The 26,620-nt window shown below is 60.9% G+C and carries 29 protein-coding genes and 1 other RNA gene; 5 read left to right on the forward strand and 25 right to left on the reverse strand.

Annotation, left to right across the window (positions count from 1 at the left end; all coding sequences use genetic code 11):
* Positions 1-88 precede the first annotated feature (88 nt).
* From VHE12_05930 to VHE12_05985, 12 genes are all read right to left on the reverse strand, one after another.
* Positions 89-589: a DUF1643 domain-containing protein gene (locus VHE12_05930; GenBank protein HVZ80329.1), complete on the reverse strand. Its 501-nt coding sequence runs from the start codon at positions 587-589 to the stop codon at positions 89-91.
* Positions 586-870, reverse strand: a complete 285-nt coding sequence (locus VHE12_05935) for a hypothetical protein (protein ID HVZ80330.1) — start codon at positions 868-870, stop codon at positions 586-588. The genes VHE12_05930 and VHE12_05935 overlap by 4 nt, the downstream gene beginning before the upstream one ends.
* Positions 867-1,181: a hypothetical protein gene (locus tag VHE12_05940; protein HVZ80331.1), complete on the reverse strand. Its 315-nt coding sequence runs from the start codon at positions 1,179-1,181 to the stop codon at positions 867-869. The genes VHE12_05935 and VHE12_05940 overlap by 4 nt, the downstream gene beginning before the upstream one ends.
* A gap of 343 nt (positions 1,182-1,524) precedes the next feature.
* The gene (locus VHE12_05945) at positions 1,525-2,106 is read right to left on the reverse strand and encodes a Lin1244/Lin1753 domain-containing protein (protein ID HVZ80332.1); all 582 of its coding nucleotides are present in this window, start codon (positions 2,104-2,106) and stop codon (positions 1,525-1,527) included.
* Positions 2,103-2,375 (reverse strand): hypothetical protein, encoded by a 273-nt coding sequence (locus VHE12_05950; GenBank protein HVZ80333.1) that lies wholly within the window; start codon positions 2,373-2,375, stop codon positions 2,103-2,105. Before VHE12_05950 ends, VHE12_05945 begins: the two co-directional genes overlap by 4 nt.
* A 49-nt stretch (positions 2,376-2,424) precedes the next feature.
* Complete coding sequence (locus VHE12_05955; GenBank protein HVZ80334.1) at positions 2,425-2,916, reverse strand: hypothetical protein; 492 nt, start codon at positions 2,914-2,916, stop codon at positions 2,425-2,427.
* 345 nt (positions 2,917-3,261) lie between these two features.
* Positions 3,262-3,411 carry a hypothetical protein gene (locus VHE12_05960; protein HVZ80335.1) on the reverse strand — a complete coding sequence of 50 codons (150 nt, stop codon included), beginning with the start codon at positions 3,409-3,411 and terminating at the stop codon, positions 3,262-3,264.
* Complete coding sequence (locus VHE12_05965; protein ID HVZ80336.1) at positions 3,408-3,599, reverse strand: hypothetical protein; 192 nt, start codon at positions 3,597-3,599, stop codon at positions 3,408-3,410. The genes VHE12_05960 and VHE12_05965 overlap by 4 nt, the downstream gene beginning before the upstream one ends.
* A complete protein-coding gene (locus VHE12_05970) occupies positions 3,589-4,101 on the reverse strand; it encodes a hypothetical protein (protein ID HVZ80337.1) in 513 nt (170 codons plus the stop codon). Before VHE12_05970 ends, VHE12_05965 begins: the two co-directional genes overlap by 11 nt.
* 195 nt (positions 4,102-4,296) lie before the next feature.
* Positions 4,297-4,704: RNase P RNA component class A (gene rnpB, locus VHE12_05975), an RNA gene on the reverse strand.
* Between the two features lie 98 nt (positions 4,705-4,802).
* Positions 4,803-5,210 carry a ribonuclease HI family protein gene (locus VHE12_05980; protein ID HVZ80338.1) on the reverse strand — a complete coding sequence of 136 codons (408 nt, stop codon included), beginning with the start codon at positions 5,208-5,210 and terminating at the stop codon, positions 4,803-4,805.
* 125 nt (positions 5,211-5,335) lie between these two features.
* Complete coding sequence (locus tag VHE12_05985; protein ID HVZ80339.1) at positions 5,336-6,082, reverse strand: CIA30 family protein; 747 nt, start codon at positions 6,080-6,082, stop codon at positions 5,336-5,338.
* Between the two features lie 197 nt (positions 6,083-6,279).
* On the opposite strand from VHE12_05985, the gene VHE12_05990 reads away from it, so the two are divergent.
* The 3 genes from VHE12_05990 to VHE12_06000 all read left to right on the forward strand — a co-directional run bounded on the left by VHE12_05990 (position 6,280) and on the right by VHE12_06000 (position 10,523).
* Entirely contained in the window at positions 6,280-7,830 is a 1,551-nt protein-coding gene (locus VHE12_05990) for a DUF1800 domain-containing protein (protein HVZ80340.1), read from the forward strand.
* Positions 7,831-7,832: 2 nt separating this feature from the next.
* Positions 7,833-9,068 (forward strand): DUF1501 domain-containing protein, encoded by a 1,236-nt coding sequence (locus VHE12_05995; GenBank protein HVZ80341.1) that lies wholly within the window; start codon positions 7,833-7,835, stop codon positions 9,066-9,068.
* 174 nt (positions 9,069-9,242) lie between these two features.
* A complete protein-coding gene (locus VHE12_06000) occupies positions 9,243-10,523 on the forward strand; it encodes an EAL domain-containing protein (protein ID HVZ80342.1) in 1,281 nt (426 codons plus the stop codon).
* Between the two features lie 151 nt (positions 10,524-10,674).
* Here VHE12_06000 and kdsA read toward each other — a convergent pair whose 3' ends face one another.
* From kdsA to rfaE2, 4 genes are all read right to left on the reverse strand, one after another.
* On the reverse strand, positions 10,675-11,484 hold the full coding sequence (gene kdsA, locus VHE12_06005) for a 3-deoxy-8-phosphooctulonate synthase (protein HVZ80343.1): 810 nt from the start codon (positions 11,482-11,484) through the stop codon (positions 10,675-10,677).
* Between the two features lie 8 nt (positions 11,485-11,492).
* A complete protein-coding gene (locus VHE12_06010) occupies positions 11,493-13,118 on the reverse strand; it encodes a CTP synthase (GenBank protein HVZ80344.1) in 1,626 nt (541 codons plus the stop codon).
* The gene (kdsB, locus tag VHE12_06015; GenBank protein HVZ80345.1) at positions 13,115-13,861 is read right to left on the reverse strand and encodes a 3-deoxy-manno-octulosonate cytidylyltransferase; all 747 of its coding nucleotides are present in this window, start codon (positions 13,859-13,861) and stop codon (positions 13,115-13,117) included. The genes VHE12_06010 and kdsB overlap by 4 nt, the downstream gene beginning before the upstream one ends.
* Positions 13,862-13,952: 91 nt before the next feature.
* Positions 13,953-14,438: a D-glycero-beta-D-manno-heptose 1-phosphate adenylyltransferase gene (rfaE2, locus tag VHE12_06020; protein ID HVZ80346.1), complete on the reverse strand. Its 486-nt coding sequence runs from the start codon at positions 14,436-14,438 to the stop codon at positions 13,953-13,955.
* A 129-nt stretch (positions 14,439-14,567) separates the two neighbouring features.
* Between rfaE2 and VHE12_06025 the strand changes: the two genes are divergently transcribed.
* Positions 14,568-16,637, forward strand: a complete 2,070-nt coding sequence (locus tag VHE12_06025) for a glycosyltransferase family 39 protein (GenBank protein HVZ80347.1) — start codon at positions 14,568-14,570, stop codon at positions 16,635-16,637.
* A gap of 2 nt (positions 16,638-16,639) precedes the next feature.
* Here the strand turns inward: VHE12_06025 and VHE12_06030 are convergent, their stop codons facing one another.
* The 3 genes from VHE12_06030 to VHE12_06040 all read right to left on the reverse strand — a co-directional run bounded on the left by VHE12_06030 (position 16,640) and on the right by VHE12_06040 (position 19,446).
* Complete coding sequence (locus tag VHE12_06030) at positions 16,640-17,779, reverse strand: metallophosphoesterase (GenBank protein ID HVZ80348.1); 1,140 nt, start codon at positions 17,777-17,779, stop codon at positions 16,640-16,642.
* 71 nt (positions 17,780-17,850) lie between these two features.
* On the reverse strand, positions 17,851-18,867 hold the full coding sequence (rfaE1, locus tag VHE12_06035) for a D-glycero-beta-D-manno-heptose-7-phosphate kinase (GenBank protein ID HVZ80349.1): 1,017 nt from the start codon (positions 18,865-18,867) through the stop codon (positions 17,851-17,853).
* 9 nt (positions 18,868-18,876) lie between these two features.
* Complete coding sequence (locus VHE12_06040; protein HVZ80350.1) at positions 18,877-19,446, reverse strand: SIS domain-containing protein; 570 nt, start codon at positions 19,444-19,446, stop codon at positions 18,877-18,879.
* Positions 19,447-19,562: 116 nt separating this feature from the next.
* Between VHE12_06040 and VHE12_06045 the strand changes: the two genes are divergently transcribed.
* Complete coding sequence (locus VHE12_06045; GenBank protein ID HVZ80351.1) at positions 19,563-20,894, forward strand: hypothetical protein; 1,332 nt, start codon at positions 19,563-19,565, stop codon at positions 20,892-20,894.
* 4 nt (positions 20,895-20,898) lie between these two features.
* Here the strand turns inward: VHE12_06045 and VHE12_06050 are convergent, their stop codons facing one another.
* The 6 genes from VHE12_06050 to VHE12_06075 all read right to left on the reverse strand — a co-directional run bounded on the left by VHE12_06050 (position 20,899) and on the right by VHE12_06075 (position 26,475).
* Positions 20,899-22,089 (reverse strand): DUF3108 domain-containing protein, encoded by a 1,191-nt coding sequence (locus VHE12_06050; protein HVZ80352.1) that lies wholly within the window; start codon positions 22,087-22,089, stop codon positions 20,899-20,901.
* A gap of 5 nt (positions 22,090-22,094) precedes the next feature.
* Positions 22,095-23,138 (reverse strand): glycosyltransferase family 9 protein, encoded by a 1,044-nt coding sequence (locus VHE12_06055; protein ID HVZ80353.1) that lies wholly within the window; start codon positions 23,136-23,138, stop codon positions 22,095-22,097.
* Positions 23,131-23,607, reverse strand: a complete 477-nt coding sequence (locus tag VHE12_06060; GenBank protein HVZ80354.1) for an adenylyltransferase/cytidyltransferase family protein — start codon at positions 23,605-23,607, stop codon at positions 23,131-23,133. The genes VHE12_06055 and VHE12_06060 overlap by 8 nt, the downstream gene beginning before the upstream one ends.
* Before the next feature lie 3 nt (positions 23,608-23,610).
* Positions 23,611-24,201, reverse strand: coding sequence for an HAD family hydrolase (locus VHE12_06065; GenBank protein HVZ80355.1), 591 nt, complete (start codon positions 24,199-24,201; stop codon positions 23,611-23,613).
* The gene (locus tag VHE12_06070; GenBank protein ID HVZ80356.1) at positions 24,198-25,997 is read right to left on the reverse strand and encodes an ABC transporter ATP-binding protein; all 1,800 of its coding nucleotides are present in this window, start codon (positions 25,995-25,997) and stop codon (positions 24,198-24,200) included. Before VHE12_06070 ends, VHE12_06065 begins: the two co-directional genes overlap by 4 nt.
* A gap of 88 nt (positions 25,998-26,085) precedes the next feature.
* Positions 26,086-26,475 carry a hypothetical protein gene (locus VHE12_06075; protein HVZ80357.1) on the reverse strand — a complete coding sequence of 130 codons (390 nt, stop codon included), beginning with the start codon at positions 26,473-26,475 and terminating at the stop codon, positions 26,086-26,088.
* Positions 26,476-26,620: the final 145 nt, after the last annotated feature.

Consider the following 26,620-nt stretch of genomic DNA (forward strand, 5'->3'; position numbering starts at 1 on the left):
AACCTTTCCAAATCACACCTCCTTGATTCGCTGTCGCACCCACCGCCTCTACCGGGTGCCCCTCGTTGGCCCTAGGGCCGGTTCGTATTCAAGGTCTTGGTGCGTATTCCAGCAACGGCTGGTCCGCCCGGACATAAAGGGGATGCCGGGGCGGCCCCGCCTTCGTTCGCCCCAAGTCATAGGTTTTCACCCCACAAGCCCACAGGTCCCGCACCGAGAACCATTCCATGTCTTCGGCAATAGGCGACGATCCCCATGCGCACACCACTTCCCCGTATTCCATGGCCGTTTTCATCACGTGCTTCTTGTTGTCCGGCCCTATAACGTCGATGCCATTTTCAAAGGCTTCCCGCAGTTTCTTGGGGTCCGATGTCCGATAAGCGAAAATGTTGATCACTATGATCCCGTCTCTGCCCTCACGCTTCGCAAACCCTATGCACCGGCGGATTGTCGGATCGTCCTTTTCAGCGTCTGCCGTCGAGGGATTCAGCATCAAAAACACAAGCGCCCCCGCGCCCGAATCACCCCACCACCGTTCAAGCTGATAGCGATAAAGACCATCCGGGCTAATAGTTGCTCTTTGAATCACGCCTTTTCCTTTCCCCGCAGGTCCGCCGACGCATCTATCACCCGCGCCCTATCCCCCTCCCATTCGCCATAAAGCACGGGCCTTTCGCACCACTCGTTCCACGCCTTCACGAACACCTTCCGCGCCTTGCGGCCCATAACCCATTGCCTGGTCAGCTTGGGCAAAGGCACCGCAGGACTCAGAAAACCAGGGTGTGTTTGACCGGTGGGTGTCCCAGTCCACAGCTCCCTACGTTTTTCAGCAGTTTTCATCAATTCCAGCAGGTCCGCCGCCGCGCTCATCGTCCCATCCCCAAGTCCGCCGCCGGCACCATCACGATCTCCACGCGAAAGCCCTGGGCCTCCTTCTCCTTCGCCAGGGCCATCAATCCCTCGAACCCTCCGTGAAGGCTCAACTGAAACGGGCCTTTTACGAAGTTTTTCTTCAACGAATAGCCTTGTTTCATGACATTTAAGACCTCTTCCGCTTTCGCCATCAGAACCGGGTCCTTCTTCAGTTCCGAATGGTAGTTGTCCAAAATGGCCTCTAAGGTCAGCGTCTTCGAAAGCGACTTCTCCGTCCCAAGGCTCAGCAGGTACTCCTTCCAATCCAAGCCACCAAAAAGGCCTAAAGACTTAGGAATTTTGGTTTGGACCCTCCGCCTCTGCCGGGCTGTCGTCGTCATCGAGCGCCAGCTTCGGATTTGGCTTTAGCCTTCAACCTGGATTCAGGCCTCCAGCCTCCCTTCGCTTCCGGGACAAAAGGTTCAGGGATAAAACCCTCTTGGGCAGCCTTTTCCAAAAGCAACTTCTTAAAAAATCTTCCAAGGCCCCTTTTGTTGGGCAACTTGCAATAGGGGCCCCATCCCCTCGAACCGGCCCACTTCATAAGGATTTCTTGCTCTTCCTTGGTGCATCCGATCAAAATACCTTTATCTGGCCCGTGATATTCACCCATCACCCCGCCTGCCTTTGGGTTTCCAGTTGTTCCAACAGGATCTTTCGCTTTTCCTGGTATTGCAGGTTCAGGATGTCGCTGTTATTGGGGTTATTCATGGCTTTCTCCAACTTGTCCAACTCCATGGACAGCTTCGAAGCGTCCTGCCCCTGTAGTAAGTCCGTCTGTATGTCTGTCAGTCCGTCAGTCAGTCGTCGAACATTGTTCGAAGTAGGTTCGAACCTCCGCATTTGGTCCCTCATGGCCTTCAGGCTCTCGTTCCGGGTCGATACCGTATCCAGCTTTTTCAGCAGGGTCGGGCATTGGATCCGGTTGTTGGGGCCCCTCTTGAAAAGCCCCAGGTCCTCACACGACTTCAAAATGGCCTCAATGCGGTCGATGGAGGTCCGACCCCCGAAGATCCGGGCGATATGGGGGGTTTTTTCCTCCAGTTCCATCGTCGGGTTCTGGCCGTCCAGGCGGGTGGCGATCAACTCCACCACCACCCAGTAAATCCCCAGACCCTCGGCCCCCCACCGGTCCGCCAGGTCCACCAACTTGGGGTCGGTATGGGCGTTGCTGTCATGCTGGAACCACTTCAAGCCGCTTGTCCTTTCCGCTCAAAAGGCCAGGGTTTATGGGCGTATCGGCTGGTCTGGGTGGCCACGCCATCGGTCTTGAAATGCTTCCGCGGCGCGGGGTTGTATTTGGTCAGCGGGCCAGTGGGGACGATCCGTCGGGCCATCATCAGGCGCCACCGGCGGGACCCATTCTTGGGGGTTGGACCGCGGCGCCAGTCCCACCGCCGCATGATCTTGTTGAAGTTCTTGGGCCAAGAATCCAGCCCCAGGTCCTTCGATGCAGACCCCATCCAAGCCACGGCCGCCGTTAAAAAACTCCTGAAATTCATGCTTTTCCTTTCACCGCATCATCCAGGCGTCGCCCAGGTCCAACTGAACGTCCGCCGGTTTCACCATCTTTTTCGACTTGAAGATCGCCCGGGCCATGCGGTCCGAAGCCGGGTCCTTGGGGCGGTACTGCTTGCAAAAGGCCACGAAATCGCCAAAGGCCTCGGTCTTGCCCCCTGACGTGCGCCATAACCAGATGGTCCGCTTCAGCAGGTCCCCCGACAGACCCGTCTGTTCTTCCACCACGTCCCACTTCACCCAGTAGCGGGCATGGGTGCCGGTCCCGTGGCTTTCGGGCTTTGATTCCACCGGCCACCCCCACTTGGTGCGGATCTCGGGGATGCGGCTTCTCAGGGTCGTCACCTTCCCGCAGGGCTGGCCCTCGGTCAGTTCTTCGCACTCCGTATGGGTCAAAGACCCCCGTTCCAAGAGCAAGACGATGCAGGTCAGCGTCTGGCCTGAATGTCGGCTGGCGGGATAGGTTTTGGCCTCTGCTGCGTTCATCGAAACCTCAAAAAATGTTGGCGGCCGGCGGGACTTGGCGTTAACCGCACCCGCAATTCCCCATGAGACCGTAAGCCCGATAAAGGGTTCCGCTATCCCTCACCCGTTCTTAAGCGGGGTGTTGGGGCAACTCGATAGCGTGGTTTCTCATCTGGCGTTCTCTAATTGGACTACAACCGCCTCACCCTTTGCCCTTTCACAGGCTCAGGTAATTCCCCGGCACCCTGTCTAGGCCTTCGCCATTACCCCCAGGGTTCGTCACGTTGGTGTTAAAACGTATGGGTGACCCGTTGTCTTTTCGGGGCTCCAAAACCCTTGGACCCCTCACGATCGACTTCGGCCGGTTCACTTTTTCTTTCGGATCTCGTCAATGACCGAAAGAGCTGCAAACGCGATACAAAATGTCAAAAAACCCTCTTCCGCTTTTTCCGGGAAGAGGACCATGATGGTCAGCCCGCCTATGAGCAAAGCGTACATTGGAATTTTGTTGTTCATGGGTAACACTCCGCATCCGCCCCGGTCAGGGCAATGTCACGGATCAAGGCGTCTTGTTCGGCATTCGTGGGGTTGGTCCGCTTGTATTCGTCGCGGCAAGCCACGTCGCAGTATTCCAAGAACCCCACATGCCCGCAGTTGCGGCAGGGCTTGGGGTAAGAGGAAATTTCAAAGGGGTCAATCGACATAGCGGGTCCTTTCGGGCAAGCCCATCTGGGCGGCCGTCAGGCCAAAGGCCTGTTCGATGCGCTCGTAGGTGATGCGATGCCAGCGGGGGTTGGAAATTTCGAGGGAATGCACATACCGCTTCTTGTTCAGGTCCACCGCCGAAAGCCGGGCGATGTCGTAGCTGACCTGGTCCATCTGCTCGTAGCGGCTTTCCCGTTGGGCGGGGAACCGCTCGATCCAAAGCACTTCGTTGGGGTCGATGCGGCCATAACCCTGGACAAGGAACCACTTGGCCCAAATGTGGGCCGCAGCCACCTGGCCCACGTCCTTCAGGCTGAAAGGTTCGTCGGGGTTCTGGGTCATCATCACCACGGCCGGGATGCGGGCGGTGGGGTAGTCCTTGTGGACGAAGATGTTCAGCCCCAGGCGGTATCGGCAGCCGGAATTCAAGGTGATCTCGTAGTCCGGCAGGTCCACGGTCATCCGGGCGGTGGGTGTGAAGGTGTGGATCGAAGCGGTCATGAAAGGCCCCCAAAGCACAAAAAGCCAGTTCGAGGGGCGGGGCTGGTGGACCCCGCTGGCGTTGGCCACCCAGCGAACTGACTTTTTTTAATTTGGTTCTTCATGATCCCCGCCACCACGGGAGATGGGGGCCGGAAATGAAAAAGGCCCCAAACGCTTGCGCGAATGGAGCCTTATACCATCGGTTTTTTAAAAACTAGGAAGCAGGGAATAAGCCGAGTTTTGTAGATGTGATCATTTCTCTAGCGGGAGACGTTACCGGTCCCGTCCAGCGATCTTACCCGAAGGCCCCCTTCTCCTTTGACGGAGAAGAATGGAGCGGACCGCTCCCAAGCCTCCCTATTTGATCTTGCTCCGGATGGGGTTTGCCATGCCGTCACACTCGCGTGGAACGCGGTGGGCTCTTACCCCACCTTTTCACCCTTACACCTTGGAGCTTTAGGCTCCTCGGTGCGGTTTGTTTTCTGTGGCACTTTCCTTCAACCCCCAGCCGCTTGCGCGTTAGGAGCCGACCGGGTGTTACCCGGCATCCTGTCCTGCGGAGCTCGGACTTTCCTCGATCCCCCGGGAACCCCGGGTGACCGCGATCACGTACCTGCTTCCAAAAAACATGATAGGGGCAAAAAGAGCCAAAATCCAGGGAAGCAAAAACGACTTTGCCGCAAATCCGCGCGGATCCGCGCCAATTCCCGGCAAGGCCTTTAAGCCGTCAGATGGTCGTCGATGCCCTGGTTGGCCAGCCGGTCGGCGTGCTTGTTCTCTTCCCGGGGCACATGCTTGTAACCCGTGACCTTCAGGTGCCTCAAGTGGCCCTGGGCCTCCTGGTAAAGGGGCTTGATGTTCTCGTGCTTGACCTTGTATTCACCCGCCAATTGACGGATGAGGAGTTGGCTGTCGGCCAGGATCTCGACCGGCGAAAGCTTGTGCTTCACGCAATAGTCCAGGGCGGCGATGAGGGCCTTGTATTCGGCCACGTTGTTGGTGACCTCCCCGATGTACCGGGCGATCTCGTGGACGACCTTCCCGTGGGCGTCGAAGATGACCGCCCCGATGCCCGAGGGGCCCGGGTTCCCCCGGGAAGCGCCGTCGCTGAAGATGCGGTAGGACATAAGACCCCTTAAACCTTTTTGACCACCCAGGGCACCAAGTCAAGCCAAGTTGGGCCCCGGCCAAGATCCTTAGCCTGGATCTTTTTGACTTCCTGGGGAACTGGGTGGTTCGATCGCTTTGTCTTTTACTTCACTAAAACAACATCATCGACCTTAAGGTCGTAGTCGGCCTCGTGGATCTCGGGTGAGAAGGCCAGTTGGGTCACGTCCGAAAGGTCGTGGGGCAATTGGGTCCCCCAGGAGGGTTGGGCGAAGTGGCTGAGGGCGATCTTGACCAGGGTCCATTGGTCGTTGGCCTGGAAGTCGGCCTGGAACTCGCAGTAATCCTTCACCGCCTGGCGCCGCAGGGTGACGATGTAATATTTCCCGTCGCCCTTGGCGGCGAACCAAAGTTCCTTGAAGCCGTTCAGGTCCGCGACCTTGCCCTGGTTGTTCAAGGGGACCGAAAGGAAGGACCAGGTCCAAGGGGCCTCATTGGGCCCTAAATGGCCCTTCATCCCCGCGCAATAGCCGGGGGAAAGGGGCGATCCCTTTTCCAGCCTCTGATAGGGGGAAGGGTCCAATGCGGTCCCCATATTATTGTGGTCGCAATCGGCCGACCAATAGCCGATGCCGGAGTTAGGGCTGGCTTGCTCGAAATCGTCCAGCTTCCAGGCGCCCTCCGGGACCTTCACGGATCCCTTGTCCTTGATCTCGACGGTCTGTCCCATGCCCAGCTTGGCCCGAAGGTCCAGGATCTCGCGGCGCTGGCGGTAGATCTCGGCCTTCAGCTGGTCGTTGGTCCATCCGGTCAGGGAACCTTCCGAAGGGGCGACCTGGGCCCACAAAAGACCCGCGGCAAGGAACACCATGAATGGAAACATCTTCTTCATACGGCCTCCGAGCGGCTTCGATTTTGGAGTCCCCTAAGCGCGGCCCCGCGGACCTTCACCGACCTTCGAGGGTCTTAGATTACCCCAAGAATGGACGACGGACTCCCCCAAAGTGTCGTGCGCCGGCTCGTTATATATTTCACGGGTCCGGGCCGGAACTTCTTGTGGCTCCCGGACGACAGGTATATTCTTTTCGCATGCGCCCTAAATTCCAAATAGGGTTCCTGATCGGGCTCCTTCTCTTCCCCGCCTTCCTCCCGGCCAAGACCGCCGAACTGACCCCCAAACAAAAGGCCTTGTTGTTCCTCAACCGCCTGACCTTCGGCCCCGCGCCCGGCGACCTGGAAAGGGTCGAGAAAATGGGAACGGAAGCCTTCCTCGAGGAGCAGTTGGCCCCCGAAAAATTGAACGACTCGGCGGTCGAGAAGGAACTGGCCCAATACCCCACCCTGACCCAGACCATCAATTCCCTCCTGATGGAATATCCCCAGCCCGGCGTCAACATCCTCCGGCCCGACCTGCGGGACGTGGTCCTTTCCCCCGCCGAACAGGAGATGGCCTATGGGCGCATCCACAACATGGTGGTGGAGCTTTCCAAGGCCAAGTTGACCCGCATCACCGAAAGCCCCCGCCAGCTCGATGAAGTGATGGTCGATTTCTGGTTCAACCACTTCAACGTGTCCTTCCAGAAGAACGAGGTGCAGTGGTTCACCACCTCCTATGTGCGGGACGTCATCCGGCCCAACGCCCTGGGCAAGTTCTCCGACCTCCTGAAGGCCGTGGCCCGCAGTCCGGCCATGCTGGTCTACCTGGACAACAACGACAACTACGCCGACCCGAACTTCAAACCCGTCGCCATGGCCGAAGGCAACGGCGCGGGCAAACCCGCCATGATGATGCAACCCATGCCGGGCCAGGGCCTGCGGCTGAACGAGAACTACGGCCGGGAACTGATGGAGCTCCACACCCTGGGCGTGGACGCGGGCTACACCCAGAAGGATGTGACCGAATGCTCCCGGGTCTTCACCGGCTGGGCGGTGGCGGGCATCCATCCCGACTCGGCGCCCCAGCCCGTGCGGTTCGAGTTCAAACCCTGGCACCACGACAACAACCCCAAGACCATCCTGGGCCATACCTTCGAGCCCAACGGCGAGAAGGAGGGTGACGAGGTCCTGGAATTCCTCTCCCGCCAGCCCCAGACCGCCCACCGGATCGCCTTCAAGCTCTGCCAAAGGTTCGTTTCGGACGATCCCCCGCCTTCCCTGGTGAAGAAGGTCGCCGCTTCCTTCCTGGATTCCGACGGCGACATCAAGACCGTGCTCCGGACCCTTTTCCTGTCGCCCGAGTTCACCGATCCCAAGTACTACCAGGAAAAAGTGAAGACCCCCCTGGAATTCGTGGCCAGCGCCTTGCGGGCCACCGGGACCCACCCGAAGGATTGGGAGCCGACCCTGAAGACCCTGGAAGCCATGGGTGAACCCCTTTTCGAATGCGAAGCCCCCACGGGCTATCCCCAGACCGCCGATGCCTGGGTCAGTTCCGCTTCCCTTTTAGGAAGGGCCAACTACGCGGCCCAATTGACCGGCGGGATCAACGATCAGCCGTCCCTGCCGGCCCTCTTCCACCGGCTGTTGAACGATGAGGTGTCGGCGGCCACCCAAAAGGCCCTGACGCAAAGGGCGGGCGACCTGGGCTCCGGGCAATTGGAAGCCCTGGTCCTGGCTTCTCCGGATTTTCAAAGGCGGTGAACATGGACAAAGATCACGAGAACAAACTTTCCCGGCGCGACTTCCTCAAGGTCTCCGGGGCCGCCGGCGCGGGGTTGGCCCTTTGGTCCATGCCTCCCTGGCTCCATGCCGCCGCCCGGGCCGCTGCCCCCGGTTCCACCCATAAGACCCTGGTGGTCATCCTGCAACGGGGCGCGGCCGACGGCCTCAACATCGTGGTCCCCTTCAACGACCCCAACTACCTTTCGGCCCGTCCCACCATCGGCCTCAAGTACGGGTCCGGACAAGTGGTGGACCTGAACGGCCAATTCGGTTTCCATTCGGCGCTGGAACCCCTGGCCCCCCTCTTCAAGGACGGCCACCTGGCGGTGGTCCACGCGGCCGGGTCCCCCGACAGCACCCGTTCCCACTTCGACGCCCAGGACTACATGGAGACCGGCACCCCGGGCAACAAGGGCACCTCCGACGGTTGGCTCAACCGGGTCGCCTCCTGCCTCCCCCACCCCGGCGAGGATCCCCTCATGGCCCTGGCCATCTCCCCCAAGCCGCCCCGCATCCTGCGCGGGCCCATCCCCGTCACCTCCATGACCAGCCTGAAGGATTACGACTTCACCCAGGGCGACACCACCGCCGACGCCTTCGCGGCCATGTATTCGGGCACCCATTTCCTCTCCAAGGCCGGGAAAGCCACCGCCGACTCGGTCAAGCGCCTGAAGAGCCTGCTGGCCGCTTCCACCGGATCGGGCTTCGTGGGTTATGGGAACGGGCCCTTGAGCCACGCCTTGTCCGACCTGGCGAAGGTCCTGAAGTCCGGGGCGGAGGTCCGGGTGGCCTTCATCGACATCGGGGGCTGGGACCACCATACGGGCGAGGAGTACCGCTTGAAGGAACTTTTGACCGACTGGGGCAAGGCCCTGTCCGCCTTCTGGAAGGACCTGGACGCCAAGGCCCAGGACGTGGTGCTGGTCTCCATGACCGAGTTCGGCCGCACCGTGGAGGAGAACGGGTCCCGGGGCACCGACCACGGCCACGCCAGCGCGATGTTCGTCATGGGCGGCCCCGTCCAGGGCGGCAAGGTCTATGGGCCATGGCCCGGGCTGGAGCGGGAGAACCGCTACGAGAACCGCGACCTGGCCGTCACCACCGACTTCCGGACCGTCCTCAGCGAAGCCTTGTCGGGTCATTTGAGGGTCGGCGGCCTGCCGCGGATCTTCCCCGGCTTCACGCCCGGCAAACACGTCGGATTCCTGAAGGCTTAAAACCACCTTTTTGTCGGCGACCCCGGCCTTCCCGAGAACCTGACCGACAATTACCGGAAATTTTATTTCGGACTAAATTTAAACATATTATTTTTTTCCATCCGCGAAACACCCCGGCCCTTTTCCTTTACGGTATGATTTCCACGCCTTCTTCCCCAACGGCAAGGAACTCCCATGCTCCACACTTCCGACTTCAGCGACCTTGACCTCAAGACCCTCCTCGACCGGGAAAGCGTCGAGGTCCACTTCCAGCCCATCTTCTCCATCCGCGAGAAAAAGGTCATCGGCTTCGAGGGCCTCTCGCGCGGGGTCCATCCCCGCTCCGGGAAGCTCATTTCCCCCCTCCAACTCCTGAAGGCCGCCCGGGAGACCGGGGTCGTCCTGGAACTGGACCGGCTCTTCCGGAAGAAGATCCTCGAGACCTTCAAGCAATGCTGTCCGGCCCCCCACGACCTGCTCCTGAGCCTGAACTTCGAGACCTCCATCATCGATAAGGAGGTCGGGACCCTCCACCTGATCCATCTCTGCCGGCAACTGGGCCTGGAGCCCTCCAATATCATCATCGAGATCCTGGAATCGAAGGTCCGGAGCGACGAGGGGTTGGCCCGTTTCGTCCATATCCACCGGGAACACGGCTTCCTCATCGCCCTCGACGACGTGGGCAAGGGCCATTCCAATTTCGACCGCATCCCCCTCATCCATCCCGATCTCATCAAGATCGACCGGTCCCTGGTCACCAACCTGCACGAGGACTATTACCGGCAGGAGATCTTCCGGTCCCTGGTGCGGCTCTCGCAGAAGATCGGGGCCTTGGCGCTGGCCGAGGGGATGGAGACCGAGGAGGAGGCCCTGCAGTGCCTGGAACTGGGCGCGGACCTTTTACAGGGGTACTATTTCGCGAAACCCCAGGAACCCAGCCGGGATTTCGTGGGGCTCGTCACCAACGTGATCGACCCCGTGGCGGACAAGTTCCGGCGCCAAATGGTGGAGAAATTCAACATCCGCAAGATGCAGCACGAACGTTACGGCCTGATGGTCGAGGCCATCGTCAAGGAGCTGTCCGTCCTTCCGCTGGAGGAAATGGACGGCAAGATCCCCCAGGTCCTCCCGCAGGAACCCATCGCCAAGGCGATCTATGTGCTGGACGCGGGCGGCAACCAGGCCTCCATCATGGTCTGCAAGGACCATCCCGGGACCCGCAAGGGTATCTTCCGGCTGCCGCCGAAGGGGACCGACTATTCCATGCGGGATTACTACTTCACCCTGACCGACCCGGGCTTCACGCGGGACAGCTACACCAGCGACCCCTATATCTCGCCGGCCACCGGGCTTTTTTGCGTGACCATCTCCGCGCGGTTCCGGGACCGCGACGGCGTTCCCCTCATCTTATGTGTGGATGTGGTGCCGACCTACCTGAAGAACATCGGAAGGATCATGACGCTCTTCGGGGGATAAGGCCAACGGCTGTTGAACCACAGAGAGCTCAGGGTCCACAGAGAAGACATCTTCCGCGAACCCGAACCAATGACACCCAAGATCCGATCATTTTGCCCCAATAGACCCGTATTACGGAGGTGGCTCTCTGTGACCTCTGTGTCCTCTGTGGTTAGCGGGCTTTGAGGGCTTTTCGGATGGCCAGGGAGTCCTGGAGGACCTGGCGGAAGGTCCCGAAGGTGATCTGGGTGGCGGCGTCGGACTTGGCCTTGGGCGGGTCCGGATGCACTTCCAGGAAAAGCCCGTCCACCCCGGCGGCGACCGCGGCCCTCACCAGGGTCGGGACATGCTCCCGGGTCCCCCCGCTGGAGGTCCCCTTGGCGGCGGGTTGCTGGACGCTGTGGGTGCCGTCGAAGACCACCGGACAGCCGGTCTTCTTCATTTCCGGGATGCCCCGGTAATCCACCACCAGGTTGTTGTAGCCGAAGCTGGTCCCCCGCTCGGTCAGCCAGACGTCCCCGGCCCCCGCGCCGAAGAGCTTCTCGGCCACGTTCGCCATCTCCCAGGGCGCCATGAACTGGCCCTTCTTCACGTTCACCACCCGGCCGGTGCGGGCCGCGGCGGAAAGCAGGCTGGTCTGGCGGGAGAGGAAGGCGGGGATCTGGAGCACGTCCGCCACCTTGGCGGCGGCGGGCACTTCCTCGATCTCATGGATATCGGTCAGGATCGGGATGCCGTACCTCTTTTTCACGTCGGCCAAGGCGGCCAACCCCTTCTTGATGCCGATGCCCCGGAAGCTCTTGCCCGAGGAACGGTTGGCCTTGTCGTAGGAGGACTTGAAGACCAGGGGGACGTGGAACTCGTCGGCGATGGCCTTGAGGGTCCCGGCGGTCTTCAGGAGGAAATCGCGTCCCTCCACCACGCAGGGTCCCGCGATGACGAAGAATTTTCCGTCCTTGCCGTAGGTCGATAGGTCTTTCACGCGGTCCCTTACCCCTTCCCGTTGATTCGTTTGCTCCCATACTTTACCGCGGCCTTGACGAATTCCCGGAACAAAGGATGGGGGTTCAGGGGCCGGCTCTTCAGTTCGGGATGGAACTGCACCCCCACGAACCAGGGGTGGTTGGGGAGCTCGACCATCTCCACCAGGTTCCCGTCGGGGGAGACCCCGGAGAGCTTCAAGCCCTTGGCCTTGGCCTTTTCCCGGTAGGCGTTGTTGAACTCATAGCGGTGCCGGTGCCGTTCATGGATGAGGGTCTGCTTGTAGGCCTGGTAGGCCTTGGTGCCCTTTTCCACCTTGCAGGGGTAGGAGCCCAGCCGCATGGTGCCGCCCAGTCCTTGGACCTTGAGCTGGTCCTCCATGATGGAAATGACCTCATCGGGCGTCTTCTGGTTGAACTCGCCGCTATTGGCCTGTTTGAGCCCCAGCACGTTGCGTGAGAACTCGATGAAGGCGCATTGCATGCCCAGGCAGATCCCGAAGAAGGGGATCCTCTTCTCCCGAACGTAACGCACCACCTGGATCTTGCCTTCGATGCCCCGGTCCCCGAACCCGCCTGGCACCAGCACCCCGGAAACGCCCCGGAGCAGGGCGGCGGCGCCGACCCTTTCCACTTCCTCCGAATCCACCCAGCGCAGTTTCACCCGGGCCTGGTTGGGGACCCCCGCGTGGATGAAGGATTCGATGATGGATTTGTAGGCGTCGTGGAGCTCCACGTACTTGCCCGCGATGGCGATCTCCACCTCCCGTTTCGGATGGTAGATCTGGTTCACGAACTTGGCCCATTGGGTCATGTTGGCGTGGGAGGAGGCCCTGAGCTTGAGCTTCTTGACCAGGAAATCGTCCAGACCCTGCAGGTGGAACAGGAGGGGCACCTCGTAGATGGACTTGGCGTCCAGCGCCTCGAAGACCGCCTTGGGCTCCACGTTGCAGAAGAGGGAGATCTTGGCCTTGGTCTCCTCGGTGAGGTGCTTCTCGGTGCGGCAGAGGATCACGTCGGGCTGGATCCCGATGCCCCGGAGTTCGGCCACCGTCTTCTGGGTGGGCTTGGTCTTGAGCTCGCCCGAGGCCCCGATGTAGGGGAGCAGGGTCAGGTGGATGTTCACCACGTTGTCGTTCCCCACGTCGAAGCGGAACTGCCGGATGGCCTCCAGGAAGGGCAGGCTCTCGATGTCCCCGATGGTCCCACCCACCTCCACCATCACCACGTCGACCTTCTGCTCGTTGGAGACCTTGAGGATGGCTTCCTTGATCTCATTGGTGATGTGGGGCACCACCTGGACCGTCTTGCCCAGGTAATCGCCCCGGCGTTCCTTGGAAATGACCGCGTTGTAGATCTTGCCGCTGGTCACGTTGTTGGATCGGCTCAAGGTCACGGAAAGGAAGCGCTCGTAATGGCCCAGGTCCAGGTCCGTCTCGGCGCCGTCGTCCAGCACGAAGACCTCGCCATGCTGGTAGGGGCTCATGGTGCCCGGGTCCACGTTCAGGTAGGGGTCGAACTTGGCGATGGTCACCTTCAGCCCCCGGGATTCCAAGAGGCGGGCAATGGAGGCCGAAGCGATCCCCTTGCCCAAAGATGAGACCACGCCGCCGGTCACGAAAATATATTTGGTCATTTCTTCCTGTTCCTTAGGTATTTTTCCACTTTACGGACATCCGCGGGGACATCCACCGCGATGGATTCGACCTTCCGGACCGCCGCCCGGATCAGGACCCCGTTCTCCATGGCCCTCAATTGTTCCAGTTTCTCCGTCAATTCCAGGGGGGTGGGCTTGAGGGAGGCCATCAACTGCAGCCAGGCCGGGCGGTAGCCGTAAAGGCCCATATGTTTATAGGCCTTGGGCATTCCCCCGCCGTCCCGGGGGTAGGGGATGGGAGCCCGGGAGAAATAAAGCACGTCCCCCTTGGGCCCCAGCACCGCCTTCACCACGTTGGGATCGAGCCATTCCTTCTTATCGGAAAGCGGGATGACCACGGTGGACATGAGCACCCGGGAGTCGGCCTGGAGGACCTCCACCGCCGCGTCGATGGCGGCTGGCGCCATGACCGGTTCATCGCCCTGGATGTTCACGATCAGATCGGCCTTCTGGGAGCGCACGGCGTAGGCGATGCGGTCGGTCCCGGACTTCAGCTTCGGGGGCGTCATGACCGCCTTGGCGCCGGCCGCCTCCACCGCCCGGGCGATACGTTCGTCGTCGGTGGCCACCCAGACCTCGGTCAGCCGCTTGGCCTTCCGGGCCTGCCGGACGACCCGCACGATCATGGGGACCCCGGCGATGGGGGCCAGGGGCTTGCCCGGGAACCTCTGGGCGCCGTAACGGGAAGGGATAACGCCTATGACCTTTGTTTTCGAAGCCATTAAACCCGCCCCTCGAATTTTGAATGACCGGATTTTTTCGGCCGATGTTCCGCCGAAAAAAGACCAAAATTCGTAATTAAAAATTCAAAACTCATGATTGCCTTCCATAACGGTCCCTCACCATCTGGATCAGGTTGGTCGTGGAACGGCCTTCCACCACGGGAATGTTGAGCACCTGGCCGCCCCGGGCCTTGACCAGGTCGCCCCCGATGATCTTGTCCAGGGCCCAATCCCCGCCCTTGACCAGCACGTCGGGCCGGAGGATCTCGATGGCCTTGTAGGGGTCCGGTTCCTCGAAAAAGGTGGTGAAATCGACGCAGGAAAGGGAAAGGAGCATCTCGGCCCGTTCGGCCAGGGGAAGGAGGGGCTTCAGGGGGCCCTTGATGCGCCGCACGGATTCATCGCTGTTGAGGGCCACCACCAAAAGGTCGCCCTTGGACCGGGCCGCCTGGAGATAGGTGACATGCCCCAGGTGCATCAGGTCGAAAACACCGTTGGTGAAGACTACTTTTTGGCCTTGCTTTTGAAGGTTCTGGAGGACGGGGGCTAACTTGGAAGGTTCTAAAAATCGGTCCAATTCATTTCTACTTCCGCTGGGATGCACGATTATAGGGGAAGGCATCCGTTCAAGCAACCCACTCTTGGTCCCGCCGGCGGGCACGGCCCTGTGTTAGCATGCCGGTACCACGATCCCCGGAGGGAATGGATGGTCCCGTTGGGCCGGAATGTCTCCTACAATCCCCTCGGGTTCTTTCCCATCCTCCTCCTTGCCCACAGCTCCATCGCTTACGGGAACTTCGGGATCGAGGCTGAACTTTGGATCGGTGTCTTCGGCATCCTGCTGCCGGTCCTGCTGGGGCTCCACCTGGCCGCCGGTGAAAAAAGCGCCGCCCGGCGAACCCCTCCCTTCTGGCAGGTCGAATTCCTTCCAACGGTCCCCCCGGCCGCCTGGGTCCTATTGATCCTGTCCTTGGGGTTCCTGCATCTTTTTGGATGGGGACGGATCCCCTCATGGCCCCTGATGGACGAGGGACAATTCGCGTTCTATGCCGACCAGTTCAACCGCACCGGGCGAACGGCCCTTTTGCTCGGGAACGTGCAGATCGAGCCCCTATTCACCTGGATCCTGGCCTTGTTCTTCAGGCTCTTCGGCGTTTCCCTGGGAACCATCCGCCTCTTTCCGGCCCTCCTTTTCCTTTTCGCATTGGGATCCGGTTATTGGGCCTCCAGGAAATACTTCTCAAGGTCCTTTTCTTTTCTTCTCCTGGCCCTTTACGGCTCCGCCTTCTGGTCCCAGGTCTGTTCACGTCAATGCCTCCAATCGGACATGGTCCCCCTGTTCCAGTTCCTGCTCCTGGGGCTCTTGGGTTCCTATTCGTTGGGAAAGGCCCGTTCCCAACGGACTTGGGGGCTCCTTTTCGGTTCGATCCTGGGGGCGGGGCTCTATCTCTACACCGTCTGGCCGGTCATCATCCCACCCACCCTCGCCATCCTTTTGCATCACGCCCGGGCGCCGGCGGGGTCCAAGCCGCGGGTCCTTCGCTGGACCCTCACAGCCCTGGTCCTGGTTTCCACCCCCATGGTCCTGGCGCGCTTTTCCGACGGCGGCATGGGCTATATCCATTCCATCCTTGGGCCCCAAAGGATCCTTTGGCACCTGGCCGCCCTCTTTTTCAACGGGATGGGAAGCGTACCTTATGGACCCGCCTGGGGCGGGCTCTTGAACAGTGTCCTGGCTTCCTGTTTTTGGATCGGGGTCATCGAATCCTTCCGGGAAAGGGGAAGACCCCTCATCCGGTGGATCGCGTTCTCGGCCCCCTTCTTCCTCCTTCCTGAGATCCTGACCCGTCACGTGGAAATGCACCGCGCCGTTCTCCTGTTCCCCCTGCTCATGGTGATCGCGGCTTTCGGGGTCCAAACCCTGGTCCAGAGAGTTTCCAGCGGTCCAAAGGGACGATGGGCCCTCACCGCGCTCATCCTCGCCATTTCCGCTTCACTGGATCTTTACCACTATTCGGGCCCTTTCCAGGCGGATCGACTCAAGACCTCCAACCCGAACCATTGGATGTCCGTCGGATTGGCGCGGTCCTACCGGGTCCTGCAAGAACGGTCCCAACAAGGGGAAAATTTCCTGCTCTTGGGCCATTTGAACAACAATTCCAAGGACGCGACCTTCGACCTGGCCGCCGCGCCCTTCGAGAAGGCCTGGACCGCCGCGACCGGCCCGCGATGGGTCGTCCTGTTGACCAACGTCCATTACCAGCCTTTCCTGAGCGGTAAATTCCCGGGCTCCCATTGGGATCGACCCTTTCCCGATCCACCCAACGACGACGACAATCTCGTTCTTTTCTGGACCCCCTATGATGACCGGACCCGAAAGACCTTGGACCCCTGGATCCAGGCCGATCCGTTCTTCAAGGAGATGGGGGATGAATATCTGTACTACCACGATGTAAAAAGCCTCGAGCGGAACATCCTTCGGCTCGAGGCCGCCGGGAAGGAATTCAACAAGGACCCCTTCCTGATGGCCCAACGGGGGGAAAGAATGGCGCTTTACACTTTCCTGGCGCCGGACTTGGACCGCCGTCAGGCCGTGAAGGCCCTTCAAGAGGCCGTTCGGGTCTGTCCGGCCGCCCATTTATACGATGCCTTGGGAATGCTCCGGCTCGAAGAAGGCGATCTGTCGGCGGCCCGCAACGCCTTTGAAACGGCCCATCGGATGCCTTTGGACCATACGAACGCCATGGAAAACCTGCGGCATTTACCGCGACCGTGACCCTAAAGGTCCTTCGGATCCGTTCGTAGCGTTAGCCTCACCACTTCCGGGTTGCAATAGGTCCTGAGCGGCGGGTAACAACCGATGCCCCGGTGGATGTAGATGACCGTGTCCTTTTCCCGGTGGAACCCGCCGGCGTATTTGCGTCCCTCGTTCGCCGGGACCACCAGCGGCCCGAGGACGGGAAAGCAGATCTGCCCGCCGTGGCAATGGCCCGAGAGCTGGAGGTTCGCCCGGGTCTTGTGGGCCAGGTAAAGATGGTCCGGCTGGTGGGCCAGGAGGATCTTGGCGTCGCCCTTCGCCTTCAAGAGCGGTTCGTCGTTCTTCTCGCCCACCCATTTATCGTCCACACCCATGAGGGCCAGTCTCTTTCCTTTGACCTTGAGGTCCACCACTTCGTTCTGGAGCACCCGGATCCCGTCCGCTTCAAGGGCTTGCCGCATGGCATGGGCCCCCGCCCAATGGTCGTGGTTCCCCAAGAGGGCGTAAACGCCCAACCGGGCTTTGAAACCCTTCAAGAGCCCCTGCATGATGGCGATGTGCTTGGTGAAAGAGACGAAATCACCCGTCAGGACAAAAAGATCGGCCTTCAGTTTCTGGGCCTCCTTCACCACGAAGCGGACGTAATCCTGGTGGATGTATTTCCCGAAATGGATGTCGGACAACTGGACGATCGTCAATCCGTCGAAGGCCCGGGGCCAGCGCGGAAGGGCTACTTCGTACTCCACCACCTTCAGGTCGAAACACTGGTTGGGAAAGCCGACGAAGCGGGTGAAGGCGAAGGGCGCAGGCCAACGGGAAGGTCGGTTGGGGTAATGGCTGCGGACCTCCCGGTAGGTCGCGGGTTTCTTGCGGAACAACAGCCACCAGGCGTGGTCCACCCAGAGGGCGGCCACCCAAAGGAAGACCAGGGCAAGGAAAAGCTTCCAAACCCAGGCCAGGCCCGGGAGCGAACCCCAGGTGAAATCCCAGGAATCGGCCAGGAGATAAGAGGGCGAGATCTGGACGGTCAGGAAAAAGAAGGTCCAAAGGAACTCATTGACCCCGTGATGGGGCCGGATGCCGATGCGGTTGGTGAGGAAGACGAAGATATGGAACTGGAGGAGGCAATAGACCCAGAAAAGCGGCTCAGAAAAGATCATTTCGCCCAATTCTTAGTTTTGAATTCTTGATTCTTAATTAAAAACTCAGAATTAAAAATTAAGAATTGCCGTTACCGGTTCATCTCTTCCAAGAGGCGCTGGCTGAGCTCCTCGGCCGAAACGGTGGCCACGCCCAGCTTCTCCACCTCGATGCCCGCGGCGTAATTGGCGAGGGCCGCCGCCTGGAGCAGGCTGGCGCCCGCGGTCAGGGCCAGGGTCAGGGTGGCGATGACGGTGTCCCCGGCGCCCGACACATCATAGACCTCCCGGGCGACGGTCGGGATGGTGCGGGGGGTGTGGCCCGTCTCGAAGATGGTCATGCCGTGCTCGCTGCGGGTGAGCACCACGGCCTTGCAATCCAGCTTCTTCATGACCTTGCTGCCGATGGATTCGAAGGTCTGGCCGACCGCTTCGGTCCCCAAGGCCTCGGTGACTTCCTTCATGTTGGGCTTCATGACGGTCACGCCCTTGAACTCGAAGAAATTATGGAATTTCGGGTCGACGGTGATGATCTTCTTGTGGGCCTTGGCGTAGGCGATGACCTTGCGGATGACCTTGGTGGTCAAAAGACCCTTGTTGTAGTCCTCGAAAATAAGGCCGTCCGCGTCCTTCAGGGCCTGGCAGGCCTTCTGGATGACCTGGTCCTGCTGGCGCTCGTTCAGGGCCGATTTGACCTCCCGGTCGATGCGCACCACTTGCTGGGTATGGGCGATGACGCGGGTCTTTTCGGTGGTGGGACGGTCGGAAAGGGTGAGGATCCCCTTGGTCTCGACCTTCTGTTCCTTCAATTCGCGGATGAGTTCCTTGCCCGCCTGGTCCTTCCCGACGGAGCCGATGATGGCGGAGCGGCCGCCCAGCGCCGTAATGTTGGCCGCCACGTTGGCCGCGCCGCCCGGCATTTTCCGGTCCTTTTCGTTGATCTCGACCACCGGGATGGGGGCTTCGGGGGAGATGCGGGCCACGGCCCCGCGGATATAGACGTCCAGCATGAGGTCGCCGATGACGACCACTTTCTTCTTTTGAAGGGCACCGACCAGGGCCAGGAGTTCGGTCTTATCGACGGAGGAGAGGAGGGTCTTGGGTTTCATGGGTTCGGGTCAGGGGAACATCGCGGATTCGATGAGTTCGCAGAACACGTGGCCCATCAGCATGTGGCATTCCTGGATGCGGTCGGTGGAGGAGGCGGGGACCACGATGGCAATGTCCACTTCCTTGGCGATCTTCCCGCCGTCGCGGCCCAAAAGGCCGATGGTGTGGACCTTGTTCTTCTTGGCGGCCAGGACGCCCTTCAGGACGTTCTCCGAGTTTCCCGAGGTGGAAAGGCCCACGGCCACGTCCCCCGCCACGCAGAGGCCCTCGATCTGGTGGGAATAGATCTGGTCATAACCGTAGTCGTTGCCGAGGGCGGTCAGGGTCGAGGTGTTCGTGTGCAGGGCGAGGGACATCAGGGCCCGGCGGCGCTTGAGGTAATCCCCCACCAGTTCGGCGGCGATATGCTGGGCGTCGGCGGCGCTGCCCCCGTTGCCGAACCAAACGGCCTTGTTCCCCCGCTTATAGGCCTCGACGAGGAGCTTGGCGGCCTGTTCGATCTGGGGCAGGCAACGCGACAAGAGGTTCTGTTTGACCTGGATGCTCTCTTCGATGCGTCCGCGGATCTTATCGATCATGTTCGATCCCTCCGAATGATGGGCACATTTTATCGTCCGGCCCGGGGGATAGCCACCCCAAAGGCCGGTAATATACTTGATGAGCCGGCCAACCCGCAGGAATAATGGAAAGCGAATTGAGTCCCCGACCCCGCACCAAAACTTCCCCGACCGGCGGCCTTCCCCCAAGGCATCTGTTCCTTCTTTTGACCTCCGCCTTCCTGTTCCGTCTCTTCTACGGGCTTTGTTCGGAGATCTGGTTCATCGACCAGCGGCAGGTCTATCTCATCGGGCTCAAATTCTTCTGCACGGGCCAGTGGCCCTTCTTCGGCGCGGATGTGGCGCCCGGCATCCAGCTTCCCGGCGCCCTGCAGGGGCTCGTGGTCGGGGTCCCCTTGATGTTGCTCCCCATCCCGGAGGCGCCGTACCTTTTCCTGAACATCCTTTCCTTCGCGGGGCTCGCCCTGTTCGGCTGGTATTGCACGAAAAGGCTCCCCCGGTTCCCGGCCTGGATCATCTATGGATGGCTCCTGACCGCGCCTTGGACCCTGCATTGGTCCACCAACATCGACAATGATTCCTACACCCTTTTCGCCTCCTGCCTTTTCTTCATGGGCTTCCTGGAGACGATCCCCGCCTTGCGGCGCGGTGTGATCGGCGGAAGCCTGTCCAACGCCTTCATGGGTTTCGGGTTCTTCTGGTCTGTCCAATTCCATATGTCCTATGTGCTTTTGGTCCCTTTCCTCCTCTATTCCGCCTATTCCCAATGGAAGGCGGGAGCCCGGGGGTTCGACGGTCCGGGCGGGTTCCTGGCGGGTTCGTTCCTTTCCGGGATCTTCCTTCTCCCCACCTTATGGGTCTATGGGCTCCACCAGGGGACCGGCGGCGCCGGGAACGCGGTGACCTTCAACCCGGGCAACATTCCGGACCTGCCGTTGATCCTGGTGCGTTTCCTCTTCCTGGCCTCCGCCGAGGTGCCCCGTTTCCTCGGGGCCCATACGGGGGACCGCCTGGAATTCCTCAGGCAGAACATCCTCTTGGCGCCCCTGGCTGTCTTGACCGCCCTGCTGGGGCTCCTCCAGGCCGTCGGACTGGCCATCGGATGGTTCCGTCAAAAGACGCACGAAAAGGACTGGCCGGCGGTCAAAAAATTGGCCCTGGGAACGGTGCTGCTGGTCTATGCCAGCTTCCTTTTCGCCATCAAACCCCCGGCGTCCCACACCTACTACCTGACACTTCCGGTGGCGATGCTTTACGGCTTCCATGTCTATAGCTCTTGGACGGGAAAGAAATGGTTCCTGGCGCTGGCAAAGCTGTTGTTGGTCGCCAACATCTTCTTCCACGCCGGACTGGCGATCCACGATCAGCCCGTCAAGTCGCTTTACAAGGACCGGGGGACCTTCACGAAGGCCATCGCGGAAAAGAACTACCATGGGCTGGGGGAAAGACGGCCGGACACGCTTTATTGAAGGGTCAGTTGGAGACCCGCGAGGTGAGCTTGCCGCCATCGCCCGACATGTCGGGCACCACCGCATCCAGCAGGGATACGTCGATGCTGCCGATCACGATGGCGCTCTTGATGCGCACCGGGATATGCCGGTCGTCGGCGGTGACCCAGAGATCGATGTCCTCTTTGTTGCGGAAGACCGTGCCGTATTTCACGAAGGGCTTGGCCTTGAAGCAATCGAAGGTCCCCGCCGGGCACTTCACCCTTTCCCGCCCCACCACCTTCACGATGAGTTTGTAGTTCTTCCCGCCCGAGCAGGTGGGAATGAGGTATTTCTTCCCCACTTCCAGCGGCAGGAGCCGGAAATAATAGAAACAGGAGATGATGTCCTGGGTGAAGGGCTGGACATCCAGATCCTCCACCGGTTCCTGGTTGTGCTGGCGGGTCAAGCGGTGCTTCAGCTGATCGTAGGTCTCGCGGTTGCGGGCCTGGTAGTCCCCCTCATGCACGTCGTTCTCGAAACCCCAGGTGATGAAATCCACCACGTCGAAGAAGCTGGTCTGTACGTCGTTGACCGGATAGAAGGTGCTGAAGGGGAAGGCCGTCTTGGCCCGGGCCACCAGGGGATAGCAGGGCCGGCCCTGGACCTTCTTGTAATCCTCCACCGACAGGGTGGCGTAGCCCCCCAGGACCCCGATGGCCCGCACCTCGAATGTCAGCTTTTCCCCCGACCCGAAGGCCTTGTTCGCCCGGGGCCGGGGCACCAGGGCCACGTCCTTCTCGTCCTGCGCCGTGTCGGCTTCCCCCAGGTCCGAAGGCGGGGTCTGGGCCGCCGCAGGACCCTTGGCCTTCTTGGCCGATTGTTCCCTTTTGGCGTCCATCTCCTTGCCATTGGGGAAATAGACCGGTTCCGCGATCGAGATCGTCCTGCCCACCGGCGGCTTCTTGGCCGGGTCCATCCTGTTCGCCCGGGCCAGGGCTTTCGCTTTCTTCGACGAACCGTAATAGGCCTCGGCCAGGAACTCCCAACTATCCCCGGGCTTCACCTCGTAGTGGAGGACCACCTTCTTCGACATTTCCTTCTCCAGGGAGACCGCGGTGGGGACCGGCGCCTCCTTCGTCGAGGAAATGTCCGTCCGGCCCTTGGCCACAAAAAGAAGGGAGCAACCGCCCAGGAGGAAAGGCAAGCAGGACAAGAAAAGGGGGAGGGGTCGCAAGCGCCTCACTTTTTGGCCTGGGCGATGTATTTTTCCATGGCTTCCAGGACCTCCTCCACCTTGATGGCGTCCATGACGTCGTGGAGCCGGCAGGTCCCCGCCTGGCAATCGGGACATGGGAGGTTGCGGGGCATGATCACGGTGGATTCATTGCCCCAAGGGCCCCAACGCACCGGGGTGGTCTGGGGAATGGTCCCAAAGAGGGCCACGGTCGGGGTGCCCACCGCCGCCGCCAGGTGCAGGGTCCCGGTGGAACCGGAAAGGAAGCAATCGGCCCTTTCATAGACCGCCGCGACCTGCCGGAGGGTGCATTCCCCGATCAAAAGCACCGGCTTCTGGTCCGGACCCACGCCCCGCACATGGGTCATGACCTGGGCGATGAGGGCGGTCTCGTCCGGCCCTCCCGTCACCACCACCTTGCGGCCCCGGTAGGCCATCTGGGAGATCACCTGGCCATAACGTTCCGGCTTCCAATTCTGGGCGGACCCCTTGTGGCCCGGGTGGACCACCAGGAAGCGGGCTTTGGGGGCGATCCCTTTTTCCTTCAGGAGGTCCGACACGAAGGCCCGGTCCGGGTCGGTCAGGGAAAAATGGATCTTGGGCGGCTTGGAAGCCACACCCATCGGTCCCAAAAGATCCAGGTTGTATTCGACCTCGTGTTTCTCGCAAAGGGAACGGTGGACCATGACCTTCTTGTTGAGGAAGGGGCTATACCAGCGATAGCCCGTGCCGACCCGCACCGGGATGCCGGCGAACCAAGCCGCCAGGACCTGTTGGGCACGGGGATAAAGGGCGAGGAAGACGTCCGGCGTCAAGGCCTTGAACCTTTGGACGGTCCGCCCGAACCCTTCCTTGGGATCATAGATCTCGACCGAATCGACCGCCGGATGGCCTTGGACGATCTCCTTGGCATAGCCGCTGACCAGGGCCGTCACCTTCGCGTCGGGGAAATTCTCCTTGAGGACCTGGAAGGTCGGCAGGGAAAGCAGCAGATCGCCGATCTTGTCGGTCCGGGCCACGAGGATGTGTTTGGGTCGCGGTTCATTCATTGATCTTGGTGTTCGGGTCCGAATATTTTTTGAGGATGACCTGGATGAGCTGCTCGGCTTCTTCATCCCCCGAATGGCCCAATAGGACGACCTTCCCCGGGAACCCGCCCAGGACCTGGGGCGCATCCCCCTGGCAGGCCAGGACATCCGGCTTCAGGGCGTTCAGGAACGGCACCACATCATCCTCGGAATAGGAGGTCACGAAATCCACCATCTCGAAGGCGGCCAGGATCCCGATCCGGTCCTCCAGGGGCAAGAGGGGCCTCCCCGGCCCCAAGGTCCTTTGAATGGAATCGTCGGAGGCCAGGGCCAGGACCAGGATATCGCCCAACCCCTTGGCTTCCCGCAAATAACGGGTATGGCCGACCCGGAGCAGGTCGAAGACCCCGAAGGCCAGGACCACCTTTTGCCCCTGGGTTCGCAGGTCCTTCACCAACCGCAGGCCGCCTTCTTTCAGGATGGTTCCCATGCTCTACTTCCCCTTGGCCAGGATGGAGTGGGCCGCCGTCAGGATGTCCGAGGCCACCCAGGTCTTCCCCAAAGGCTCCATCATCAGGCGCTTTTGATGCTCTTTCCCGTGACCGGTCCCCACCAGGATGCTCCCCGCGACCTTGGCGTTCCGCCCAAGGAGCATGTCGTCCATCTTGTCCCCCACGACGAAACTGCGTTTGAGGTCGATGGGATAACGCCGCAGGGCCTGTCGGACCATGCCCGTCCCCGGCTTGCGGCAGGAACAGGACCTGGAATACCTCTTCACCGTGCCTTTCGGGTGATGGGGGCAATAAAAGAAGGCGTCCAACCGAACGCCCTTCGCCTGGAGCATGGCCTTCAGTTTCCGGTGCACCTTCCCCACCATCCGTTCGGGGAAATAACCCCGGGCCACTCCCGATTGGTTCGAGACCACCAGGAGCAGGAACCCGGCCTTTTTCAACAGCTTCAGGGCGGCGGCTGTCTTCGAAAAAAGGCGGATCTGGGAGGGGTCGCTCAGGTATTCGGCGTCCCGGATGAGGGTGCCGTCCCGGTCCAGGAAGACCGCCGGTCTTTTACGGCGGGCCTTCCTCATTCCGCCCCCGCCCTCATCCGGGCGGTATCACGGAATTGCATCTTATAGAGCCTGGCGTAAAGTCCGCCCTTGGCCAGGAGCACGCCATGCTTCCCTTGCTCCACGATCCGGCCCTTGTCCACCACCAGGATCCGGTCCGCCCGGCGCACGGTGGAAAGTCGGTGGGCGATGACCAGGGTCGTGCGGTGGCCCATGAGTTCCTCCAGGGCCTTTTGCACCAACCGTTCGCTCTCGGTATCGAGGGCGGAGGTGGCCTCGTCCAGGATGAGCACCGGCGGGTTCTTCAAGAGGGCCCTCGCGATGGCCAGGCGTTGCCGTTGTCCCCCGGAAAGCTTGATGCCCCGCTCCCCGATGAGGGTGTTGAAGCCCTGCGGGGTGTTCTCGATGAATTCCTTGGCATAGGCGGCCTTGGCCGCTTCCTGCACGTCCCAGAAGGAGGCGCCGGGCCTTCCATAGGCGATGTTCTTGAGGATCGAATCGTGGAAGAGGATGGTCTCCTGGGTCACGATGCCCACTTGGGCCCGGAGGGAAGCCAATTTGAGGTGGGAGAGGTCCTTCCCGTCCCAAAGCACCTGGCCCGAGGTGGGCTGGTAGAAACGGGGGATGAGATCGGCGAGCGTGCTCTTGCCCCCGCCGGACGGGCCCACCAAGGCCACCACCTCGCCCTTGCGGACCTCGAAGCTGATGTCCCGGAGCACGGGATGCCCTTTCACGTACTCGAAGGAGACCTTTCTGAACTCGATGGTCTTCTTGAGGGGCTTGGCCTCCACCGCGTCCTTGGCATCCACCATGGGGTCCACGGTGTCCAGGATGTCGAAGCATCGCTCGGCCGAGGCCAGGGACTGCTGGAGGTGTCCCCAAAGACCGTTGAAGCTCTTGAGATTGGGATAGAGGGTGAAGGTGGCTCCCAGGAAGGAGATGAAATCCCCCACCGTCAGGTTGCCCTGGTAAAGCGCCCGGTAGGCCATCCAGAGGATGAGCACCAGCAGGGCCAGGGTGCCGATGGTCTCCACGATGGGCGAGGAGGCCGCGTAGGCCCGGTTGGCCCGCATGGTGACGGAAAAGAACTTGTCGTTGGTCTCCTGGAACTTGCGGCGCTCGTGGGGCTCCATGGCGAAGCCCTTCACCACCCGGATACCCGCCAGGGTCTCGTGGATCTGGGCGTTCAGGTCGGAGAGCACCGTCTGCCCCTCGCCGGAGGCCTGCCGGATCTTGCGCCCGTAGCGATAGATGGGATAGAGGGCCAAGGGGAAGACCACCAGGGCCATGGCCGCCAGCTGCCAATCCAGGTAGATCAAAAGCCCCGCCAACCCCAGGACCATCAGCCCGGAGTTCATCACCTGGCCCACCACATTGATGAGCGAGTCCTGGAGCACCTGCACATCGCTGGTGATGCGGGCCGCCAGCCCACCGGTGCGGTGGACGTTGAAGAAGGACATGGGGAGTTTCAGGAAATGGGTGTAAAGGTCGTTGCGCAGGCGTTGGACGACCCGCTGGCCCAGGTAGCGGTTCAGGTAGTCCTGTCCGTAGGACGTAAGGGCCCGCAGGAGGGCCGCGGCGAAGGTGAGGGGCACCGTCACATAGGCCAGTTGATGGAAAGTCCCGTCGGCATCGCCCGTCTTGAGGAAGGTGGCGTTGATGATGGGTTTCAACTGGTACATCACGAAGGTGGTGGAGCCCGCCGCCAGGACCATGCTGGACACCGCCAGGACGGCGCGGCCCGTATAGGGTTTCAAATAGGCCAGTAGGCGCAAATAAAGGCCCAGCGATTGTCGAAAGCCCGACTTGGAGGACATGGAAATTCCCGGAACCAAAGGACCCCGGCCAGGCCGGGCTCGGATGAAAAACCGGGGCATTTTAGCAGTTTCCAGGGGCCGCAGACCCCTATTTTGTGCCTTCTTCCTCCACCGCGGGCGCTTCCCGGTCCCCCAGGTCCGGAAAATAAAAACGCTCCACACCCGCCTGTTCCAGGGTCCTGGACCCCGCGTCCAATGAGGACCGGGCGGTCGCCCATTTGAAAAAGACCTCCCGGCCCTTGAAGACGTCCTCCCAGCCCGGATCCGGGACCAGGTGTACCAACAGCCCGATATAGTGTTCCTTCACCCGCTCCGCCGAGGCCAGGGGCAGCTCATCGCCACTGTCCGAATAGATGATCTGGACCTCCTTTCCCTTCCACGCCAGGAGGAAGACCGTCCCATGTTTCGTGCGGACCCACTTGATCCGATACCCTTGCCGCCCGAGATGTTTCTCGATGTTCTTTTCCCACGATGTCATCGCGGACCACCCCAAGGTTTCTTACGGCGCCATCCTCCCCAATCCTATTACCAGTTATCCTAATGGTCAAAAATTTATTTGACTATAAGTCGCTTTTTGGGCGAAAAACCGTCTGCCATAGTGGGGGCGAATTTGACTGAGGGGA

This window comes from bacterium, assembly GCA_035549195.1.
Lineage (GTDB): Bacteria > Oederibacteriota > Muellerivitia > Muellerivitales > Muellerivitaceae > DASZRK01.

Excerpts from the sequence above, each read along its gene's own strand:
- VHE12_05935 (HVZ80330.1), bottom strand. The coding sequence starts at position 870 with ATGAGCGCGGCGGCGGACCTGCTGGAATTGATGAAAACTGCTGAAAAA.
- VHE12_05950 (HVZ80333.1), bottom strand. The coding sequence starts at position 2,375 with ATGGGGTCTGCATCGAAGGACCTGGGGCTGGATTCTTGGCCCAAGAAC.
- VHE12_05955 (HVZ80334.1), bottom strand. The coding sequence starts at position 2,916 with ATGAACGCAGCAGAGGCCAAAACCTATCCCGCCAGCCGACATTCAGGC.
- VHE12_05960 (HVZ80335.1), bottom strand. The coding sequence starts at position 3,411 with ATGAACAACAAAATTCCAATGTACGCTTTGCTCATAGGCGGGCTGACC.
- VHE12_05965 (HVZ80336.1), bottom strand. The coding sequence starts at position 3,599 with ATGTCGATTGACCCCTTTGAAATTTCCTCTTACCCCAAGCCCTGCCGC.
- VHE12_05970 (HVZ80337.1), bottom strand. The coding sequence starts at position 4,101 with ATGACCGCTTCGATCCACACCTTCACACCCACCGCCCGGATGACCGTG.
- VHE12_05980 (HVZ80338.1), bottom strand. The coding sequence starts at position 5,210 with ATGTCCTACCGCATCTTCAGCGACGGCGCTTCCCGGGGGAACCCGGGC.
- VHE12_05985 (HVZ80339.1), bottom strand. The coding sequence starts at position 6,082 with ATGAAGAAGATGTTTCCATTCATGGTGTTCCTTGCCGCGGGTCTTTTG.
- VHE12_05990 (HVZ80340.1), top strand. The coding sequence starts at position 6,280 with ATGCGCCCTAAATTCCAAATAGGGTTCCTGATCGGGCTCCTTCTCTTC.
- VHE12_05995 (HVZ80341.1), top strand. The coding sequence starts at position 7,833 with ATGGACAAAGATCACGAGAACAAACTTTCCCGGCGCGACTTCCTCAAG.
- VHE12_06000 (HVZ80342.1), top strand. The coding sequence starts at position 9,243 with ATGCTCCACACTTCCGACTTCAGCGACCTTGACCTCAAGACCCTCCTC.
- VHE12_06010 (HVZ80344.1), bottom strand. The coding sequence starts at position 13,118 with ATGACCAAATATATTTTCGTGACCGGCGGCGTGGTCTCATCTTTGGGC.
- kdsB (HVZ80345.1), bottom strand. The coding sequence starts at position 13,861 with ATGGCTTCGAAAACAAAGGTCATAGGCGTTATCCCTTCCCGTTACGGC.
- VHE12_06025 (HVZ80347.1), top strand. The coding sequence starts at position 14,568 with ATGGTCCCGTTGGGCCGGAATGTCTCCTACAATCCCCTCGGGTTCTTT.
- VHE12_06030 (HVZ80348.1), bottom strand. The coding sequence starts at position 17,779 with ATGATCTTTTCTGAGCCGCTTTTCTGGGTCTATTGCCTCCTCCAGTTC.
- rfaE1 (HVZ80349.1), bottom strand. The coding sequence starts at position 18,867 with ATGAAACCCAAGACCCTCCTCTCCTCCGTCGATAAGACCGAACTCCTG.
- VHE12_06040 (HVZ80350.1), bottom strand. The coding sequence starts at position 19,446 with ATGATCGATAAGATCCGCGGACGCATCGAAGAGAGCATCCAGGTCAAA.
- VHE12_06055 (HVZ80353.1), bottom strand. The coding sequence starts at position 23,138 with ATGAATGAACCGCGACCCAAACACATCCTCGTGGCCCGGACCGACAAG.
- VHE12_06060 (HVZ80354.1), bottom strand. The coding sequence starts at position 23,607 with ATGGGAACCATCCTGAAAGAAGGCGGCCTGCGGTTGGTGAAGGACCTG.
- VHE12_06065 (HVZ80355.1), bottom strand. The coding sequence starts at position 24,201 with ATGAGGAAGGCCCGCCGTAAAAGACCGGCGGTCTTCCTGGACCGGGAC.
- VHE12_06070 (HVZ80356.1), bottom strand. The coding sequence starts at position 25,997 with ATGTCCTCCAAGTCGGGCTTTCGACAATCGCTGGGCCTTTATTTGCGC.
- VHE12_06075 (HVZ80357.1), bottom strand. The coding sequence starts at position 26,475 with ATGACATCGTGGGAAAAGAACATCGAGAAACATCTCGGGCGGCAAGGG.